This window comes from Nocardioides sp. NBC_00850 (assembly GCF_045207335.1).
Taxonomy (GTDB): Bacteria; Actinomycetota; Actinomycetes; order Propionibacteriales; family Nocardioidaceae; genus Nocardioides.
In genome coordinates, this window is record NZ_CP108845.1 from 1323031 (window position 1) to 1339905 (window position 16875).

A 16875-nucleotide genomic window follows, 5' to 3' on the forward strand; every position below is an offset into this window, starting at 1 on the left:
ACCGTCAGTAACCAGATATCCGCAGTTCACAGGCCATTCTCGGCCTCGATCTCTACGGACCTTCGTAGCATGAGTGCCGACTGAAATGGGGGTGTGAAGGGGAGCAGAAGAGGAGAGGTGCGAGGAGATTCTGGGGACCGTGAAGAGTCAATGATTGCCAATGATGAGAACGGAATCAGGAGAGGATGGGAAGTCAGGAGAGGTAGGAGCCGCTTTGATCGAGATTGACGTGCCTACGGATCTGGCGGCCGTCGAGCGCGACGGCTTGGTCCGCGGTCGCATGCGGCGCGATCGTGCACTGCTCAAGCCAGGAGATGTCATCATCGCAGGCAGGCCCGCCCGCTGGTCATGGGCTCGGGTTCGCGGGATAGACAAGATGACGGTCACGTTGGAACTCATCACTGAGCAGGAAGCCGCGTCAGCGGCAACCCTCGTCGCTGCGCCCTCGCCGAGCACGGACTGGCCTTGGCCGCGCCTGCCCTGGCTGAGACTCGAGCAGCACACGTTCACGTCGTTGGACACGAACACCTTCATGTGGGTGGACCACTTCGTGTTCTCGATCGACTCGACGCTGCCCGACGAAGAGCTCCTGACCGGGCTCTTGTCCTCCGCTGACTACGCGCACGATTTCGCGTCGCCGTACCGCTACGGCGCGGATGTTGGCTTCGAAGATCGACCGATTCACGCGCGGTGGTTCGCCGACCTGCTTACCGTGCAGATGTTCAGCCGGGTCGACGCCGTCTATGCCCGGCGATCGATTCACTTGTGGATCGTTGACGAGATTCTTGAGCCGCCGCAGACCCCAAGAACCCACGCGCGGGTCGACGCGGTCCTCGATCGAGCGCTGGGGAGTGGTGAGATCTATCGACTCGACGTGCCGGAAGGTGACGACCTCGTGCACGAGTACGGCTTCGTGGTCGGTGCGACGGGATTCCAGGAGTACGTCGCGATCGATTGGGCCTCAGAGACTATGCACCTCCTCGTCGCGTCGGATGACTAGCCGGACTGTGTTCCTTCGGCCGCGACTGTTCGTCGTCTCGGGCTAGGGTCCCGCCATGGGATCTTGGCGTCGGGATCTTCAGCAACGACGCTGCGGCAGACATGTGGGTCAACGGGTTCGTGCAGCGGATTGTCGACGAACTGCGGTGAGCTGGGGTCGCGGTTCGCATCACCGTGAGAGTGATGCGAGCCGCCCGACTCGGCCATGAGGCGATTTTCTCAAAATGGGTCGCGGCGCTCTCGGCTGCGGCATACTGGCGCCATGACGTCGCCTGACCCCCTGGTCGAAGCCGCTCGCCTATATGACGAGTACGTCGACGTGGCGCAGATTTCTACGCTCACGGAGCTGGCGCGCGCTACCGAAGCCGTTCCAGCAGAGCCGCGCTGGTACGGCGCGCCGCCGGCCGGGCTCGTTCTGTGTGACTGATGCCTTCGTGGAATGACCTGCTGGCAGAGTTCAGCAGTACCCCCGATCCGCAAAAGAGCCAGTGGATCGAAGATCGCCGGGCTGAGTTCTTCGGAGGAGTCAGCCGGCACCAGGGCGGGCGCAACGTCATCTTCTACGGTGCCGCCTTCCTGCAGAAGCAAGCTCCGGCACCGATGGTGTCCATCACGCATGAAGACATCAACGGGTTCATGAGCGTGATCTACGGGATGGACTGGTCCAAGGGGCTAACGCTCCTACTGCATACGCCCGGCGGTAACCCCAACGCGGCGCAGACCATCGTTGAGTACCTGCGTTCGAAGTTTGCCAGCGTCGAGGTGATCGTCCCGGCGCTGGCAATGTCGGCTGGCACAATGATCAGTCTTGCGTCGGACAAGATCACGATGGGGCGGCAGAGTCAGCTGGGACCGATCGATCCACAATTGACCGTTGGTGGTCGAACGATGTCTGCGCGAGGGGTGGTCGATCAGTTCACGCGTGCATCCGCGGAGATCCTGAAGAATCCGGCAGCTGCCCACGTCTGGGCACCGATCACGCAGAGTCTCGGCCCGGCTCTCCTCGCGGACGCGCAAGCGGCACTCGACTATTCGGAGACGATGGTGGCCGAATGGTTGTCGCGGTGGATGTTCAGCGGCGGCGCCGACGCAGTCGCCAAGGGCAAGGCCGTCGCGAAGCACTTCAACGATGCCTCCACCCACAAGAGCCATGGGCGTCGTATCGACCTAGCGGAAGCAGTTGCTCAGGGGCTCACTGTCGAGAGGCTTGAGGATGATCAGCCGCTCCAGGAGCTGGTGCTGAGCGTCTACCACCTGATGACGATCCTGTTTGAGCACAGTCCGGCGACGAAGTTGATCATGGGATCTAACGGCCACAACTGGATGAAGAACCTGGCGCCTGGGGCTGCGGCCTAGTTCACTTCGTGCTGGGCAAGGTCCTGCGTGGCAAAAACGTGGCAGGAGAGTCGTCAGCGGCCGTCGAGCACCAACGCCGTCAAGCACGTTTGCGCAGTTCAGCGGCACATGGCCGTCATCTACCACCAACAGCCGCTGAGCGTGCCGCGCTTCCCCTGGTACTACTGACCCCTTGCCGTCGTGGCGAACGAGGCGAGTCCGGCGCCGATGAGCTGGGCAGCTCTTCGGGTGTCCGCCAGGACGGCGGCGCGGGCTCCGGACGGGCTGCCGGCGTTGGACGCTTCGCGCCGGAGGGCGCGCATCGACACCGACCAGATGCCGATGAGCGCACTGGCTGCCGCTTGAGGTTCCGGGTCCAACGGGTCCAGTCCCGCACGGTGCCCCATGGCTGATGCAGCGACTTGTGCAAGGTGGTCCATGAGGTCACGTTGCGCGGTTCGCAGAGAAGGGGACTCCTCGATCATGTCGAGGAAGCGTGAGACGCGCTGGAAGTCGCTGTCGTCCCCTTCTCGCTGCGCAAACAGGAGTTCGATCTCCTTGCCGATCACCTCGACGATCGCTTCCACCGGGGTCGTCCCCATGCGGTCCGGGCCGAGCGCTTCGCGGATCAGCGCGGCCATCGCGGGTTCGCGGTCGAACACCAGCGACTCCTTGTTCGCGAAGTAGTTGTAGACCGTCTTCTCCGACACGTCGCACGCAGCGGCTACGTCCGCCACCCTCACCTGGTCGAACCCATGCTCCAGGAAAAGGGCCGTCGCGGTGTTCGAGATGTGCTGGCGCGTCTCCCGCTTCTTGCGCTCTCGTAGCCCAGGCGGACCCGGAGCCTCTGCGGGTGCGTGCTCAACCATGGATCAAGCATACAAGCGTCCAGTTGCCGTAAAATTACAGTCGGTGTAAATTTATCGCAAGGGCCGACGCCGTCTGGCCCCGGACGAAGGGACCTGCGCCATGGAATCGATCTACCTCTCCACGCGAGCTCGCGCATTTGCGGCGGTCTCGGCCCTGGGCTGGGTCGGCATGTTCGTCCTGACGGGGGCTGGGCAGACCTATGCGGGCGACCTCTCAGGCGTCGTCTACCACCTGGCTCTTGTGCCTCTGGTCGTCGCGCTGCCGGCGCCGGACTGGGCGAAGACCGCGGGATACGTCTGGATCTTCTGTGACACCGCGCTCAACGTCGCTGGCATCAACGGCCTGGATGACGACATCGTGTGGGCGTTCCGCCTGGGCGTGCACATCGCGGCCGCAATCTGGATCGTCAACGCTTCTAGTGGGTTGCGACCTGCTGCGCGGGTGACGGGGACCCTGCTCGGCGCCAGCCTTGCAGTTCACGCGGTCACTGCGCCAGTGGTTGGCGAGGCTCCGTTGGCTATCACCGCGTTCCCCCTGATGGTGGTCTGGCTCGGCCTCATCGCGGCTGGTCGAGCGGTTGACTCGTCCGCACTCCAGACGGAGGCGTCGCGGCGCGTCGAACTGCCCTAGGCGCGTCATCGGCATCACGGCAGCCTCCGAGGCGTCACACAGGCTGCGTGATGCCAATGGCGGGCGCGTGAGGTCACATGGACTGATGAGCTCGATCGAGACCCAGGCACGTAGGCCCCACCACCTCACCCTGGCGGAGCGGGCTTCGGCAGGCCGAGGGGCGCGAGCGAAGGTCCCGCGTTCGGTGCACGGCGAGTGGCAACCGGCGCCCGACCGGGCCGACCCTGTCGATCTCCTCGAGGAGCAGGGAAGCAGTCGGCTGCAAGAGCTCGTGCCGCTCCGCTACGGCCGGATGCTGGTGGACCCGTTCACGTTCTACCGTGGTTCCGCCTACCTGATGGCGGCAGATCTGGCGAGGGCGCCGCGCACGGACCTGACGGTCCAGCTGTGCGGCGACGCGCACCTGTCGAACTTCGGGGCGTTCGCAGCACCGGACCGGCGCCTGGTCTTCGACCTCAACGACTTCGACGAGACCTTGCCTGGCCCCTTCGAGTGGGACGTCAAGCGAATGGTGGCGAGCTTTGCGATCGCGGGGCGTGACCGTGAGTTCGACGACGCCGAGCGCAGGGCCGTCAACCTGGCTGCCGCATCGTCCTACCGACTGGCGATGCAGGATCTGGCGCAGATGCGCAAGCTCGACGTGTGGTACGCCCGCTTGGACGTGGACGAGCTGGACGCCCTGCTGAGCTCGCAGTTCACGGCCAAGCAGGTCAAGCGCTTCCGCAAGAACATGGCCAAGGCCCGGTCGACGAACAGCTTGAAGGCCTTCTCCAAGCTCGTGGAGATCGTGGATGGACGTCCGCGCCTGATCAACGATCCTCCGATGATCGCCAGGATGCAGGAGCTGATGCCCGACAAGGAGTTTCATGAGGTCGAAGACACGCTCCATGCCATCCTGCACATCTACCGCCGGACCCTGCAGGGGGACCACCGGCACCTGCTCGAGGGGTTTCGCTTCACCGACGCCGCACGCAAGGTGGTCGGGGTGGGCAGCGTAGGCACCCGCTCCTGGATCGTGCTGCTGGTCGGCAACGACGACAAGGATCCGCTGTTCCTCCAGGCCAAGGAGGCCCAGGCATCCGTCTTGGAGCCCTTCCTCGGCAAGAGCGCGTACACCAGTCACGGTCAGCGGGTCGTCGAGGGGCAGCGACTGATGCAGTCCGCGAGCGACGTGATGCTCGGCTGGGTGACGGCGAGCGGGGCCGACGGCGTCGAGCGAGACTTCTTCGTCCGGCAGCTGTGGGACGGCAAGGGTTCGGCGATCGTGGAGGCGATGAATCCCGCTGCCATGACCGGGTACGCCCGGATGTGTGGGTGGACGCTGGCAAGGGCCCACGCCCGCTCCGGTGACCCGGTCGCCATCGCGAGCTACCTCGGCTCTGGTGATCGGTTCGATCGGGCGGTCTCGACGTTCGCCGAGGCCTACGCCGACCAGAACGAGCGGGACTACGCAGCGCTGCGGCGTGCGGTCGACGACGGGCGGATCGTGGCTCAGCGGGGCTGAGGGCCTCATCACCGCCGGACGCGTCGACCGAGCATTCCGGGTTCGGTCGCGAACACCTGGCCCACCAGCGCGGTCGTGAGGAAGCAGAAGGAGGCGACGTAGAGCCAGGTCAGGTAGGTGAAGGCGACGCCGATGGATCCGTACCGGTCGGCGCTCGCCTCGAGCGCCCCGGGGAGCCATGCCTGGGTGGCGGGGCGAACTGTGATCATCAGGAGAGCGAACAGCAGCGCACCCGGCATCAGCATCCGGGCGCGAACGGCGCCGGCGAGCAGCGCCCAGGGGATGAACGCTGCGACCGCGACGTCCCACGCGAACGAGACCACCCGTGGCCACAGCTCCCGAGGGGGGAGGGAGCCGAGGGGCTCGCCGGCCGCACGGACGACGACCAGGGAGAGCGCGAAGACCAGGACGACGGCCAGCCACCGCCAGGCTGACCTCAATCTGGTCGGTGGGCGCGGAAGTCCCCAGATCGCAGCGAAGGCGCGGGTCAGCGCGCGAGACAGGCTGGTCGCCGAGACGAGCACGAAGATGGCCCCGACGATGCCGAACGCTGCGCCACCGCTGTCGACGGCGCCCTCGAGCACCTGCCGGGACTGCTCCGGCATCTCGATCGCGTCGGTGAACCTGTCGCTGTTCGAGCCCAGGGTGGCGATCAGGATGAGTACCGGGAGGACGGAGGTGAAGAACTGGGCCGCGATGGTCATCGACCGGTCGAACACCTCGATCCGACGGAGCCCCGCGGCCGCCCGCAGGAAAATCCGTCCCGGCCGCCTGTCGAGCAGCCATCCCAGCCGCCGCTGCAACCCGAACGGCAGACGCCCCAGGGCGGCTTCGGCGCGGGCCCGGGCCGGATCGTCCGCCGGCTCGGCGGCTGGGCCGGTCTGGCTCTCCGATGACGGGGTCCCGTCGTTCGAGTCCATGCCGATCTCATTCTGGCGTTCCCTCAGGCTGAAGCTCGGCCGGGCCGGGCTTCTCCGGCCCCGGCTCTGTGTCCGGCTTCCCTGAGATCAGGGGCAGGGCCCACCTGCCGCGCGGGTCGGCCTCCACCAAGAGGGCTTTGGTGAGCAGAGTGCACGGGACGGCGAGCAGTGCGCCAACCGGTCCGATCACCCAGGTCCAGAACACCAGCGAGAGGAACGTCAACGTTGGCGAGAGACCGACCGAGTCGCCCACCACACGAGGCTGGATGATGGATTGGATCACGAAGTTGATGACGCAGTAGACGACGATGACGGTGACCATCAGGCCCAGCCCGCCGTCGAGCAACGCGATGAGGGCCGGCGGGATGACGCCGATGATGAAGCCGATGTTCGGGATGAAGTTGGTGACGAATGCAAGCACCGCCCACACGAAGGCTCCGGGGACGTCCAGCAGGTACAGGGCGACCCCGTCGATGACGGCGACGACCAGCCCGAAGCTTGCCGAGACACCCATGTAGTTGCGGGTGCCGTGGGCGAAGTTGTCCAGTGCGGCGACCGGCTCGGGAAACCGATCACCCAAGCCCTTCAGGCTACGGCGCGTGGAGTCGGTGTCGAAGGCCATGAACAGCAGCACCGTGATCAGGAAGAACAGATCGGTGACCAGGCCGAGGGTGCCGGAGAGCACCGACATGGCCACGTCGATGATCTGGCCCGGGTCGAACGCGTTCACCACCGCGTCGATCTGCTCCTGCTTGACCCCCGCGTCCCGCAAGGTGTTCCCCACGTTCGCGACACCGTCGGCGATCTGGTCGGCGTAGGTGGGCACCAGGGCGGCCAGCTGGGCGACCGACACCATCAGGGCCACCGCGAAGACCGAGAGCAGAAGGACTGCCGCGGCCAGCATGAGCACTGAGATCGCCCACCCGGGAAGTCGGCCTCGTTCCAGCCACCGGCGGATCGGGTGCAACGTGATCGTGATGACCACAGCCATGAGGACCGGCCCGACGATGTCGGCGACGGATCTCACCCCGGCCAGCGCGATCGTCAGCGCGGCGACCCCCATCAGCAGGGTCCAGGCGAACGATCGGGCCCGAAGCTCGCTAGGGGCGGTGGTCGAGGCGTGCTTCATGGGGATCTCCTGTCCCGGCCGGATGCTCCTGCTCGAGCGCGTCGGTGTCATATCCGAGCGCCATCGCCAGCCGGGGAGCGGCTGCGACCACGCGTGCCGTACCGATGACGGGAAGGACACCGATCAGTACGTCGACGACCTCAGCAGCGCTCGCGCCGGCATCGACGGCTGCATCTGCGGCGGCACCGTAGGAGGGGACCTCACCCCCGACCGCAACCAGTGCGGCCAGTCGGACCAGGGCCAGAGTGCGGGCATCCAGCATGGGTTCGAGCCACGCTTCGTCGGCCGCGTAGGTGGGGTCTTCGGACCAGTCCGTCTGGTTGATGGCCAAGCGGTGGAGTCGATCGGCGTAGTGCACTCCGGACCGTCCTTCCGGCTCGCTCTGAGTTGACCGCGACCCTTCGATTCGCCGTCCGTACGCCTCATTCACCCCCACCACGGTTCAGTCCGCATCATGCAGATCTGGTGAAGCGCGCTCGCCGGGAGACCGAGGCTCCGGTCGACGATGTTCACGTCTTCTGTGTGACGAAAGTGGACCCGTTCCCGCGAATGATGGGCCCCACCTCGTTCGGGGGCGGCGCCCAGATCCCCGGCGGGCGGCAACCCATCGAAGGAGCCACCATGAAGCTCATCCCCGTCGCTGTCCTGACACTGGCGTTGGCCACACCGCTGACCGGGTGCGGCGAAGACCAGCCCGCTGTGTGCAGCTCCGTCGACGACCTCCAGACGTCGGTCGACGAGGTGCGGGACATCGAGGTGTCCTCCTCGGGCGCGTTGGGCGACTTGGAGAGCGGACTCGAGGCTGTCGGGTCGGATCTGTCCGACGTCAAGTCCGACGCGAAGGCCGAGTTCTCCAGCCAGATCGACACCGTCCAGGCCAGCTACGACGCGCTCGCCGCGAGCATCGACACGGCCAAGGAGAGTGCTTCCGCGGCCACTCTGAGTGCCGCCGCGACTGCGCTCTCCACGTTTGGCAGCGACGTACGGACTCTCGTCACGGACGTCCAGGAAACCTGCTGAGCATCGGCCCCGGTCTGGCCGCAGCGCCGGTCTTCACGCATGTTGGGTGAGGACGCGCGGCCTGGTGGCCACCAGACTTCCGAGCATGGCCACATGGATCGCCGTTTCCCTCTACCTGATCGACCTTGCGTTGAAGATCGTCGCGTTGGGCGTGGTGCCCAAGAACCGGCGACCGTCCAGCGGCATGGCCTGGCTGCTCCTGATCCTGGTCCTGCCGCTCTTCGGGTGGGTGATCTTCCTCGTCCTGGGGCGAACCAAGCTCGGGCGACGTCGCAACGAACAGCAGGCTGAGGTCAACGCGCTCGTGGCGGCGCGAGCGGCGCACGTGCCCACACTCGAGAGCGACTTCCCTGGACCGACGTACGTTCGTTCGGTGGCAACGCTGAGCCGCAACCTGGGAGCGCAGCCGGTGACGCCCGGCAATCGGATCGACCTGTTCCCGGTCTATGCCGAGTCCATCGCGGCGATGACCGCCGAGATCGAGAAGGCCTCCACCTGGGTGCACGTCGAGTTCTACATCACCGCGTGGGATGACGTGACCGGCCCCTTCTACGAGGCGCTGGCGCGGGCCGTCGATCGCGGGGTGAAGGTCCGCCTGCTCTTCGACCACCTCGGATCCAAGGGCATCCCGGGGTACAAGGAGTTCACCGCCCGGCTGGACGCGTCCGGCATCGAGTGGCACCCGATGCTGCCGATCGCACCGTTCAAGCGCCGGCCGGACCTGCGCAACCACCGCAAGATCCTGGTGATCGACGGGATGGTGGCGTTCGCGGGCTCGCAGAACCTGATCGAGCCTGGCTACAACAAGCCCGCGAACCACAAGCTGGGCCGTGAGTGGATGGAGTTGGTGGCCCGCGTCGAAGGACCGGCGGTCAGCGCGCTCAACCTGCTCTTCTGCACCGACTGGTACAGCGAGACGGAGGTCAAGCTGACCGACGAGCTCGGCACGGTACCGGCCCCGGCCGGCGAGATCGAGGCGCAGGTGATCCCGAGCGGGCCCGGCTTCTCGACGGAGAACAACCTGCGCGTGTTCACGCTGTTGCTGTACTCGGCACAACGCCGGCTGTCGATCACCAGTCCCTACTTCGTGCCGGACGAGTCGCTGCTGTACGCCATCACCACGGCCGCACAGCGAGGCGTCGAGGTCGAGCTGTTCGTGAGCGAGGCCGGAGACCAGTTCATGGTCTACCACGCTCAGTGCTCCTACTACGAGGCGCTGCTGCGCGCGGGGGTGCGGATCTACCTGTATCCGGCGCCGGCGATCCTGCACTCGAAGTTCTTCAGCGTCGACGACGATGTCGCGGTTCTGGGATCGAGCAACATGGACATGCGCTCCTTCGGGCTGAACTATGAGGTCTCGTTGATGCTTCTCGGACCCGAGGTCGTCGCCGAGATGCGCAAGGTCGAGGACCACTACCGGTCGATCTCCAAGGAGATGCGCCTCGAGGACTGGCTGACTCGTTCCCGCGGCGCGGCGTACTTGGACAACGTGATGAGGCTGACCGCGGCGCTGCAGTAGATCTCGCCGATCGAGCGCGCCCCTTCAGCTGGGCGAGCCTGTCACCACTTCAGCTCGATCTCGAGCTCGCGCTCGTCGTCCCCGATCTCGACCTCCAGCTTGAAGTCGACCTCGTCGGGGACGTGCACCTTGAAGCGCAGTCCTCCTCTTTCGAACTCGACCTCGTTGTTGCTGGCGAGCGCGTCGGCCAGGGCGCGCAGGCGAGCCGCGGCGTCCTCACGACGCAACCTCGCCCGTTCAGTGACTTCCATCAGGTCCATCTCGATCTCCTTGCTGTGAGGTTGAGGGGTGCTGATCTCGGCCGAGCGCGATTCGTGCCAGCTCGACAGATGGCACCCTCGCAACCTATCCAACGACGTGAAGACCCGGCGTCATACGGAACGCGTGATTCCCGCTCGCCCCATGAAAGCCGGCGGAGTCGTGGCTGTGCACCGAGGTGGTTCAGACCGAGCGGACCATGGGGGCTGCGCGCAGGTGCCGACCGTCCTGCACGGCGTCGAGCAGCGCCTCGGCCAGATCGCCGGTCGTGATATGGCTTCGTGGACCCATCCTGAGGGTGCCGATCTCGGTCCGACCGGTCCAGTCCCCGGCACGGACGATCGGGGTTCGCACCATCGTCCAGTCGAGGTCGTCGCACGCCTGCAGCATGAGTCCCAGACGCCGCTGGCTCCGCACGTGGCGGGGGCTGCGCAGACGTACGACCGTGTCGATGAAGATCGCGCCGGCGTTGCGTGGGTCTCCGGGGAAGGGGATGTTGAAGCCCTCCATGAAGACGATCCGCGTGATCCCCTCGTCACGCATGGCGGCGAGCACGTTACGGGCGCCGAGGTCGATCGAATCGTTGTCACCCCACCCGCCGAGGGTCGACACGACGGCTTCGCAGCCGGCCACCGTCCGGGCGACCGCCTCCGGGTCGAGTACGTCGCCCACCACGACGTCGACGCCCGCAGGTACGTCTCGGTTCGAGGACCTCATCAGTGCCCGGACGTCGTGTCCGCGCTCGGCAGCCAGGGCGAGCGCCGGGGCGCCGACGAACCCGCTGCCCCCGAACATCGCGAGCTTCATGACGGCACCCCCGGGGCGAAGGTCGCGAGGAGCTCCTCGAGAGCCCGCTGATCGGGCATGGCGAAGGACGGTGCACTGGGCGCCTGGCTGATGGTGTCGAACATGGTGTCCGTGTGCGCCAGCACCGGAGGCAGGTGAGTACAGAAGATGGCAGACGGTTCAGGAGATCGAAGTGGCTCGATCGTCCGGCGATAGCGAGCCTCGTCGACGTTGGCGACCCACGGACTGTCCATCGTCGCCCAGAGCAGCTGCCCCTCGCGTACGTCTCCGACATCGCGTACGTCTGCGCAGGTGGCCAGCTCGGCGCTCGGCACCGGTGAGCCGAAGCAGTCGGAGGTGAAGATCGCGCCGGTGCTCTCGTCGACGAATCCGGTCGTGACCGGGCTGTCGAACAGGGGAGGGCGGAAGGCTTGGATGGTCCGGTCGCCCAACTCGATCGCCTGACCCGGGTTGAGTAGGTACACGCGGTCGAGCGGGACCTCCCACTCGCAGCCGAGGATCCCGACGCCGCCGAAGGTGGTGATGAGGCGCGCGTTCGGAGCCGCGTCGAGCAACGCCCGTACGCCTCCGGTGTGGTCGCGGTCGGGGTGGGTGATCCAGATCCACCGCACGTCGGCGGGATCGATGACCATGGCGAGGTCGTCCAGGAAATGCTTGTCCGGAGTGCTGAGCCCGGTGTCGACGACGACCGGTTCCTGCGCATGCAGCACGAACGCGTTCACGGGCAGGAATCCCAGCCCCGGAACCATGGCGCAGTCGGCCAGCTGGCTCACGTCGTGTGAGATCTTGTGAATGTCCATGCTGTCGACGCTAGGCACCGCTGTGACCGCGCGATATACCAGCAATCTGGCATTCAGCTGACCCTTCGCGGGGAGTAGTTTCGATCAGGTGAACCAGCGCACCCGTCAGCGGTCGCAGGACAAGATCGAGCGCCTGAGCAGACAGGGGCTCGATCTGGTGGCGCTGTGGCGGGAGTGCCGCGAGCCGATCGCCGACGCGATCCCGCACTACTGGGCGCCGTGCTTCTACACGCTGGACCCCGCGTCGCTGTTGATCACCAGCCACTTCGACGAGCTGCTGCCGGTGCTCCCGGCCGACTTCCTCGACAACGAGTACCGCGCCGACGGGGTGCACAAGCTCAGCGATGTCGCGAAGTCGGACCAAGGCGTCTCGACGCTCTACGAGATCACCGATGGCGACCCGTCGTCGACGTCGCGGTGGAAGTCGAACATGGAGCTCGGCGGCGACCAGGAGATCATCGTCTCGCTGCGGACCCGCGCGGGCGTCGTCTGGGGTTCGTTGGCCCTCTACCGCGAACCCGACCGGCCGATGTTCGGCGGCGCCGACAAGGAGTTCCTGCGGGCGATAGCTCCCAGCCTCGCGGAGGCGGCGCGCAACGCGCTCCTGCTGGGCGAGGCCTCCGACCCCGACTCCACCGGGGCTCCTGGCCTGGTCGTGCTGAACTCGTCGCTCGGTATCGACTCGGCGACCGAAGGGGTCGAGCGATGGCTCGCGGATCTCCCTCGCCCCGCCCCAGGCGCCGTGCCGGTCGCGGTCGCCGCCGTCGCGGCGCGGGCGTTGCGTTCGGTCGACTCACCCGGAGAGTCGGGTGAGGTCGCGACCTCGCGCGTCCTCAGCGAGTCGGGCACCTGGATCGTGCTGCACGGCGCCGTTCTCGCGACGCGACCGGACCCACAGGTGGCCGTCATCGTCGAGCCTGCTCACCCCGCGCGGATCGCGACACTCCTGATGTCTGCGTACGGGATGACGGACCGCGAGAAGGAGCTCACCCAGCTGGTGCTGAAGGGGCTGTCGACGGTCGAGATCGCCCAGGCGCTGGTCATCTCGCCGCACACCGTCCAGCAGCACCTCAAGCACGTCTTCGAGAAGACAGGCGTACGCAGCCGCCGCGACCTGGTCGCCAAGGTGTTCTTCAGCCACTACGAGGGGCGGCTGCGTGACAACGAGCAGCGCGCCGCGTCCCGGCTCCCGCTGCGCGGCGGTCCGATGCCGGGACCGAACGCCTGATCTGAGTCGCTCAGCGGGGCAGCGCGGCGAGCTCGCTCAGCTCACGCTGGTAGGCGCTGTAGGTCTCTCGTAGGTCCGCTGCCGGCCAGTCCGCCGGGCGGAGCTCGACGGGGAGGAGCGGGTCTTCGCTGAGGTGGCGCACGATCGCGGCGGCCGTGGCGAGACGGAGCGCGGGCTGGGGCGTGGCTGAGAGGAGCTCGAGCAGGCGCTCGCCTTCGCGCGCCCAACCGCCGAGATCCCACAACGAGGCGGCGAGCTCGGCCGGATCCTGCTCGGGTGTCGCCGTGAAGGCCTGGAGGACCGGGTCCGAGAAGCGCGGACGCTGGAGGTTGGCCGGTCGGGTCCAGACCCCTTCGCGAAGCTCGGCGAGTCGGTGCGCCTTCAGCGCATCGCGGAGCACGGCGCGTTCGGGGCCGGGGCGGCCGGCGGTGACGACGATGGCCATCTCCCAGGAGCCGTCCCACGGTCTGTCCGCCGTGTGAACCGCTTCGTCCTGATGAGCCTGGCGCTGGACGAGCCGCTCGCCGAGCCGGTAGCCGGCCTCCGTCCTGCGCAGGTCGCCGTCGCTGACGGCGCGGGTGGCCGCGACCCGCACGGTCGCCGGCGCGATGCCGAAGAACTGGCCGGCGCGGGCGAGGTCGGCTGGGGTCAGCGGGTTCGGGTGGGCGCCGAGCATGAGGCTGAGGATGGTGGAGCGGGCGGAGAGTGGAGCCAGTTCATCGCGCGCGGTAGCCACGCGGCCATCCTCTCATGCAACATTTATGGACACGGTTGTCGGGATTTATGTAACATCGTGATCATGACCAATACGCACGAGGCCCACTCCACCCATGTGGTCAGTAACCAGGTCCCGCCGTTGGTGGGACACAACACGGCCGGTGACCCGGTCCTGCGGGAGGGTCTCGAGCGCGAGGGCGCCGCGTGGGCGCTCCCGGAGGTCGACGAGCTGGGCCGCCTCGCCGGCACTGCCGAGGCGCAGGACTGGGGCCGCCTCGCCGAGCGGGTGCCCCCGCGTCTGCACACCCATGATCGCTACGGTCACCGCGTCGACGAGGTCGAGTACGTCCCGGCGTACCACCAGCTGATGGGCGTCGCGGTCGAGAACGGTCTGCATGCTGCCCCCTGGGCCGACGACCGGCCCGGTGCCCACGTCGCCCGGGCCGCTAAGTTCTACGCTTGGAACGTCGACGCCGGTCACGGCTGTCCGATCTCGATGACCTACGCGGTCGTCCCGGCGCTGCGGACCAACCCGGAGCTCGCGGCTCGGTTCGAGCCGCTGCTGACCAGCCGGGAGTACGACTTCGGGCTGCGCGATCCCGAGACCAAGCGCGGTCTGATCGCCGGGATGTCGATGACCGAGAAGCAGGGCGGCTCCGACGTACGCGCGAACACGACGACCGCGACTCCACAGACCGACGGCACCTACGTCCTGCGCGGGCACAAGTGGTTCACCAGTGCCCCGATGAGCGACCTGTTCCTCACCCTCGCCCAGACGCCTGCCGGCGTCTCCTGCTTCCTCGTCCCGCGCGTACTGCCCGGTGGCGAGCGCAACGCGATGCGGTTCATGCGGCTCAAGGACAAGCTCGGCAACCGGTCGAACGCCTCCTCCGAGATCGAGTACGACGCGGCGACCGGCTGGCTCGTGGGCGAGGAGGGCCGCGGGGTCCGCACGATCGTCGAGATGGTCAACATGACGCGCCTCGACTGCGTGATCGGCTCCTCGGCCGGCATGCGCACCGCGCTGACCATGGCAGCGCACCACGCCCGGCATCGCTCGGCCTTCGGCAAGCCGCTGATCGAGCAGCCGGCGATGCGCAACGTACTGGCTGACCTGCAGGTCGAGTCCGAGGCCGCGACGACGGCGATGCTGCGGCTGGCAGGTGCCAACGACCGGGCGATCCGCGGGGACGAGGGTGAGGCCGCGCTGCGCCGGATCGCGCTCGCGGTCACCAAGTACTACGTCTGCAAGCGGGCGCCGTTCATGGTCAACGAGGCCCTGGAGTGCCTGGGCGGCAACGGCTACATCGAGGACTTCGACGTCGCGCGCATCTACCGCGAGATGCCGCTCCTCTCGATCTGGGAGGGATCGGGCAACGTGGCGGCGCTCGACGCACTGCGAGCGCTGGCGAAGGAGCCGCACACTCTGGACGCGTTCGTGGCCGAGGCGGAGCTCGCCTCCGGTGCCGACGCCCGCTACGACGCCGCGCTGGACCGGTTGAAGAAGGAGTTCACCTCCTTCGACGACCTCGAGTTCCGTGCCCGGCGGATCGTCGAGCAGATGGCCCTGGTCTTCCAGGGCTCGCAGCTCGTCCGGCACGCACCGGCTCAGGTCGCCGACGCGTTCTGCTCCTCGCGCCTCGGCCGGGACTGGGGAGGCGCGTTCGGCACGCTGTCGCCACGCGGCGACGTGACCGCGATCCTCGAGCGCGCGCTTCCGGCATGACGGTCGAGGTCGCCAAGGACGGTCCGGTCACCACGGTCCGGATCAACCGTCCCGAGGTACGCAACGCAGTCGACCGGGCGACGGCGGATGCCCTGGTGGCCGCCTTCGAGGAGTTCGACGCCGATCCCGGTGCCGCCGTCGCGGTGCTGCACGGTGAAGGCGGCACCTTCTGCGCGGGCGCCGACCTGAAGGCGGTCGCCGGTGGCGACCCCAACCGGTTCGAGCCCGACGGGGACGGCCCGATGGGTCCCACGCGGATGCGGCTGGGCAAGCCCGTCATCGCTGCCGTCGCCGGTCATGCCGTCGCCGGGGGCTTGGAGCTGGCGATCTGGGCCGACCTGCGGGTCATGGAGGAGGACGCGGTCTTCGGCGTCTTCTGCCGGCGCTGGGGCGTACCGCTGATCGACGGTGGCACGGTCCGGCTACCTCGGCTGATCGGCGCGAGCAACGCCATGGACCTGATCCTCACCGGCCGTCCCGTCGGGGCGGAGGAGGCCCTGCGGATGGGATTGGCCAACCGTGTCGTCCCGCCCGGCCAGGCCCTCGCGGCCGCGCAGGACCTGGCCCGCCAGCTCGCCGCCTTCCCGCAGACCTGCATGCGCCACGACCGGCTCTCCCTGCTGGAGCAGGAGGGTCTCAGCGAGCAGGACGCCCTGGCCGTTGAGTACGCCCATGGTGTCGTCTCGATCACCACCGACACCGTCGCAGGAGCGACCCGGTTCGCCGATGGAGCCGGACGTCACGGCTCCTTCGTGACCGACTGACAGACGTACTGGCCCATCAGCACCTCGATCATCCTGCGACCGACGGATATCGCGTGGGTGCGGTCGGAGCCGGCGAGGCCGAGGAGCGGGTCCAGGCCGCGTACGTGAGGGCCGAGGGCGATGTGCGGAAGCAGCATGATGATGGCGGCGACGAGGGCATCGCGGTCGGTGTCCTCGCGGAGTGCGCCGATGGCGATGCCGAGATCGATCATGCCGCCGATGACCTCGAGGTAGTCGACATAGACGGCCTCGCGGACGGCGGCGAGCGCGTTGGGGTTGTGCTCGAGGTTGGCCGAGACCAGCATCTGCCGGTGGCGTGGATGGTCGTAGAAGTAGTCGATCCACGCATCCATGAGCATGTTCACCGAGCCGATGTAGTCGGTCATCCACGGGAAGTCGGCGCTGGCCGCCTCCATCGCCGCTCGGATGTCGTGGCTGGCCCGGGCGATCAGGTGAACAAAGAGGTCGGCCTTGTCGGTGAAGTACTGGAACAGGCTGCCCTTGGAGATCCCGGCCTCACGACAGATGGTGTTGAGGCTGGCGGCGTTGTAGCCCCGGACCCCGAACTCCTCCTCCGCAGCCCGGCGCACGGCATCGCGTTTGGCCTCCGGGAGACGCTCCCAGGTCGGCGTAGGCACTGGCGCCACCC

At 67.3% G+C, this 16875-nt stretch carries 19 protein-coding genes; 10 read left to right on the forward strand and 9 right to left on the reverse strand.

Features of this window, described 5'->3' with window-relative positions:
* The first annotated feature begins 214 nt into the window (after positions 1 to 214).
* The 3 genes from OH802_RS06465 (at position 215) to OH802_RS06475 (ending at position 2355) form a co-directional block, all read left to right on the forward strand.
* A complete protein-coding gene (locus OH802_RS06465) occupies positions 215 to 1000 on the forward strand; it encodes a hypothetical protein (RefSeq protein WP_406026216.1) in 786 nt (261 codons plus the stop codon).
* 261 nt (positions 1001 to 1261) lie between these two features.
* Entirely contained in the window at positions 1262 to 1426 is a 165-nt protein-coding gene (locus OH802_RS06470; protein WP_406026218.1) for a hypothetical protein, read from the forward strand.
* Positions 1426 to 2355: an SDH family Clp fold serine proteinase gene (locus OH802_RS06475; RefSeq protein ID WP_406026221.1), complete on the forward strand. Its 930-nt coding sequence runs from the start codon at positions 1426 to 1428 to the stop codon at positions 2353 to 2355. Before OH802_RS06470 ends, OH802_RS06475 begins: the two co-directional genes overlap by 1 nt.
* A 161-nt stretch (positions 2356 to 2516) precedes the next feature.
* Here OH802_RS06475 and OH802_RS06480 read toward each other — a convergent pair whose 3' ends face one another.
* Positions 2517 to 3203 carry a TetR/AcrR family transcriptional regulator gene (locus tag OH802_RS06480; protein ID WP_406026223.1) on the reverse strand — a complete coding sequence of 229 codons (687 nt, stop codon included), beginning with the start codon at positions 3201 to 3203 and terminating at the stop codon, positions 2517 to 2519.
* Positions 3204 to 3303: 100 nt separating this feature from the next.
* On the opposite strand from OH802_RS06480, the gene OH802_RS06485 reads away from it, so the two are divergent.
* Both OH802_RS06485 and OH802_RS06490 read left to right on the forward strand, forming a co-directional pair.
* On the forward strand, positions 3304 to 3834 hold the full coding sequence (locus OH802_RS06485; RefSeq protein WP_406026225.1) for a hypothetical protein: 531 nt from the start codon (positions 3304 to 3306) through the stop codon (positions 3832 to 3834).
* A gap of 85 nt (positions 3835 to 3919) precedes the next feature.
* Entirely contained in the window at positions 3920 to 5338 is a 1419-nt protein-coding gene (locus OH802_RS06490) for a DUF2252 domain-containing protein (protein WP_406026227.1), read from the forward strand.
* Between the two features lie 8 nt (positions 5339 to 5346).
* Here OH802_RS06490 and OH802_RS06495 read toward each other — a convergent pair whose 3' ends face one another.
* From OH802_RS06495 to OH802_RS06505, 3 genes are read right to left on the reverse strand one after another with little or no spacing between them, the layout of a single operon-like run.
* On the reverse strand, positions 5347 to 6258 hold the full coding sequence (locus OH802_RS06495) for a YihY/virulence factor BrkB family protein (protein ID WP_406026229.1): 912 nt from the start codon (positions 6256 to 6258) through the stop codon (positions 5347 to 5349).
* A gap of 7 nt (positions 6259 to 6265) precedes the next feature.
* Entirely contained in the window at positions 6266 to 7387 is a 1122-nt protein-coding gene (locus OH802_RS06500; protein WP_406026231.1) for an AI-2E family transporter, read from the reverse strand.
* The gene (locus OH802_RS06505) at positions 7359 to 7718 is read right to left on the reverse strand and encodes a carboxymuconolactone decarboxylase family protein (protein ID WP_406026234.1); all 360 of its coding nucleotides are present in this window, start codon (positions 7716 to 7718) and stop codon (positions 7359 to 7361) included. The genes OH802_RS06500 and OH802_RS06505 overlap by 29 nt, the downstream gene beginning before the upstream one ends.
* 290 nt (positions 7719 to 8008) lie before the next feature.
* Here OH802_RS06505 and OH802_RS06510 point away from each other — a divergent pair, with 290 nt between their 5' ends.
* Together OH802_RS06510 and cls are read left to right on the forward strand one after the other, a co-directional pair.
* Positions 8009 to 8407, forward strand: a complete 399-nt coding sequence (locus tag OH802_RS06510; RefSeq protein ID WP_406026236.1) for a hypothetical protein — start codon at positions 8009 to 8011, stop codon at positions 8405 to 8407.
* Positions 8408 to 8492: 85 nt separating this feature from the next.
* Positions 8493 to 9926: a cardiolipin synthase gene (gene cls, locus OH802_RS06515; protein WP_406026238.1), complete on the forward strand. Its 1434-nt coding sequence runs from the start codon at positions 8493 to 8495 to the stop codon at positions 9924 to 9926.
* A gap of 41 nt (positions 9927 to 9967) precedes the next feature.
* Here the strand turns inward: cls and OH802_RS06520 are convergent, their stop codons facing one another.
* From OH802_RS06520 to OH802_RS06530, 3 genes are all read right to left on the reverse strand, one after another.
* Positions 9968 to 10186 carry an amphi-Trp domain-containing protein gene (locus OH802_RS06520; RefSeq protein ID WP_406026240.1) on the reverse strand — a complete coding sequence of 73 codons (219 nt, stop codon included), beginning with the start codon at positions 10184 to 10186 and terminating at the stop codon, positions 9968 to 9970.
* A 181-nt stretch (positions 10187 to 10367) separates the two neighbouring features.
* Complete coding sequence (locus OH802_RS06525; protein ID WP_406026242.1) at positions 10368 to 10991, reverse strand: NAD(P)H-binding protein; 624 nt, start codon at positions 10989 to 10991, stop codon at positions 10368 to 10370.
* On the reverse strand, positions 10988 to 11791 hold the full coding sequence (locus OH802_RS06530) for an MBL fold metallo-hydrolase (protein WP_406026244.1): 804 nt from the start codon (positions 11789 to 11791) through the stop codon (positions 10988 to 10990). Before OH802_RS06530 ends, OH802_RS06525 begins: the two co-directional genes overlap by 4 nt.
* Positions 11792 to 11879: 88 nt before the next feature.
* Between OH802_RS06530 and OH802_RS06535 the strand changes: the two genes are divergently transcribed.
* Entirely contained in the window at positions 11880 to 13019 is a 1140-nt protein-coding gene (locus OH802_RS06535; RefSeq protein ID WP_406026247.1) for a LuxR C-terminal-related transcriptional regulator, read from the forward strand.
* Between the two features lie 10 nt (positions 13020 to 13029).
* Here OH802_RS06535 and OH802_RS06540 read toward each other — a convergent pair whose 3' ends face one another.
* Positions 13030 to 13755 carry a PaaX domain-containing protein, C- domain protein gene (locus OH802_RS06540; RefSeq protein ID WP_406026249.1) on the reverse strand — a complete coding sequence of 242 codons (726 nt, stop codon included), beginning with the start codon at positions 13753 to 13755 and terminating at the stop codon, positions 13030 to 13032.
* 63 nt (positions 13756 to 13818) lie between these two features.
* Here OH802_RS06540 and OH802_RS06545 point away from each other — a divergent pair, with 63 nt between their 5' ends.
* Both OH802_RS06545 and OH802_RS06550 read left to right on the forward strand, forming a co-directional pair.
* The gene (locus OH802_RS06545) at positions 13819 to 15462 is read left to right on the forward strand and encodes an acyl-CoA dehydrogenase family protein (protein ID WP_406026251.1); all 1644 of its coding nucleotides are present in this window, start codon (positions 13819 to 13821) and stop codon (positions 15460 to 15462) included.
* Positions 15459 to 16226 carry a crotonase/enoyl-CoA hydratase family protein gene (locus tag OH802_RS06550; protein ID WP_406026253.1) on the forward strand — a complete coding sequence of 256 codons (768 nt, stop codon included), beginning with the start codon at positions 15459 to 15461 and terminating at the stop codon, positions 16224 to 16226. Before OH802_RS06545 ends, OH802_RS06550 begins: the two co-directional genes overlap by 4 nt.
* On the opposite strand, the gene OH802_RS06555 is transcribed toward OH802_RS06550, so the two are convergent.
* A complete protein-coding gene (locus OH802_RS06555; protein ID WP_406026255.1) occupies positions 16202 to 16864 on the reverse strand; it encodes a TetR/AcrR family transcriptional regulator in 663 nt (220 codons plus the stop codon). The genes OH802_RS06550 and OH802_RS06555 overlap by 25 nt on opposite strands.
* Positions 16865 to 16875 lie beyond the last annotated feature (11 nt).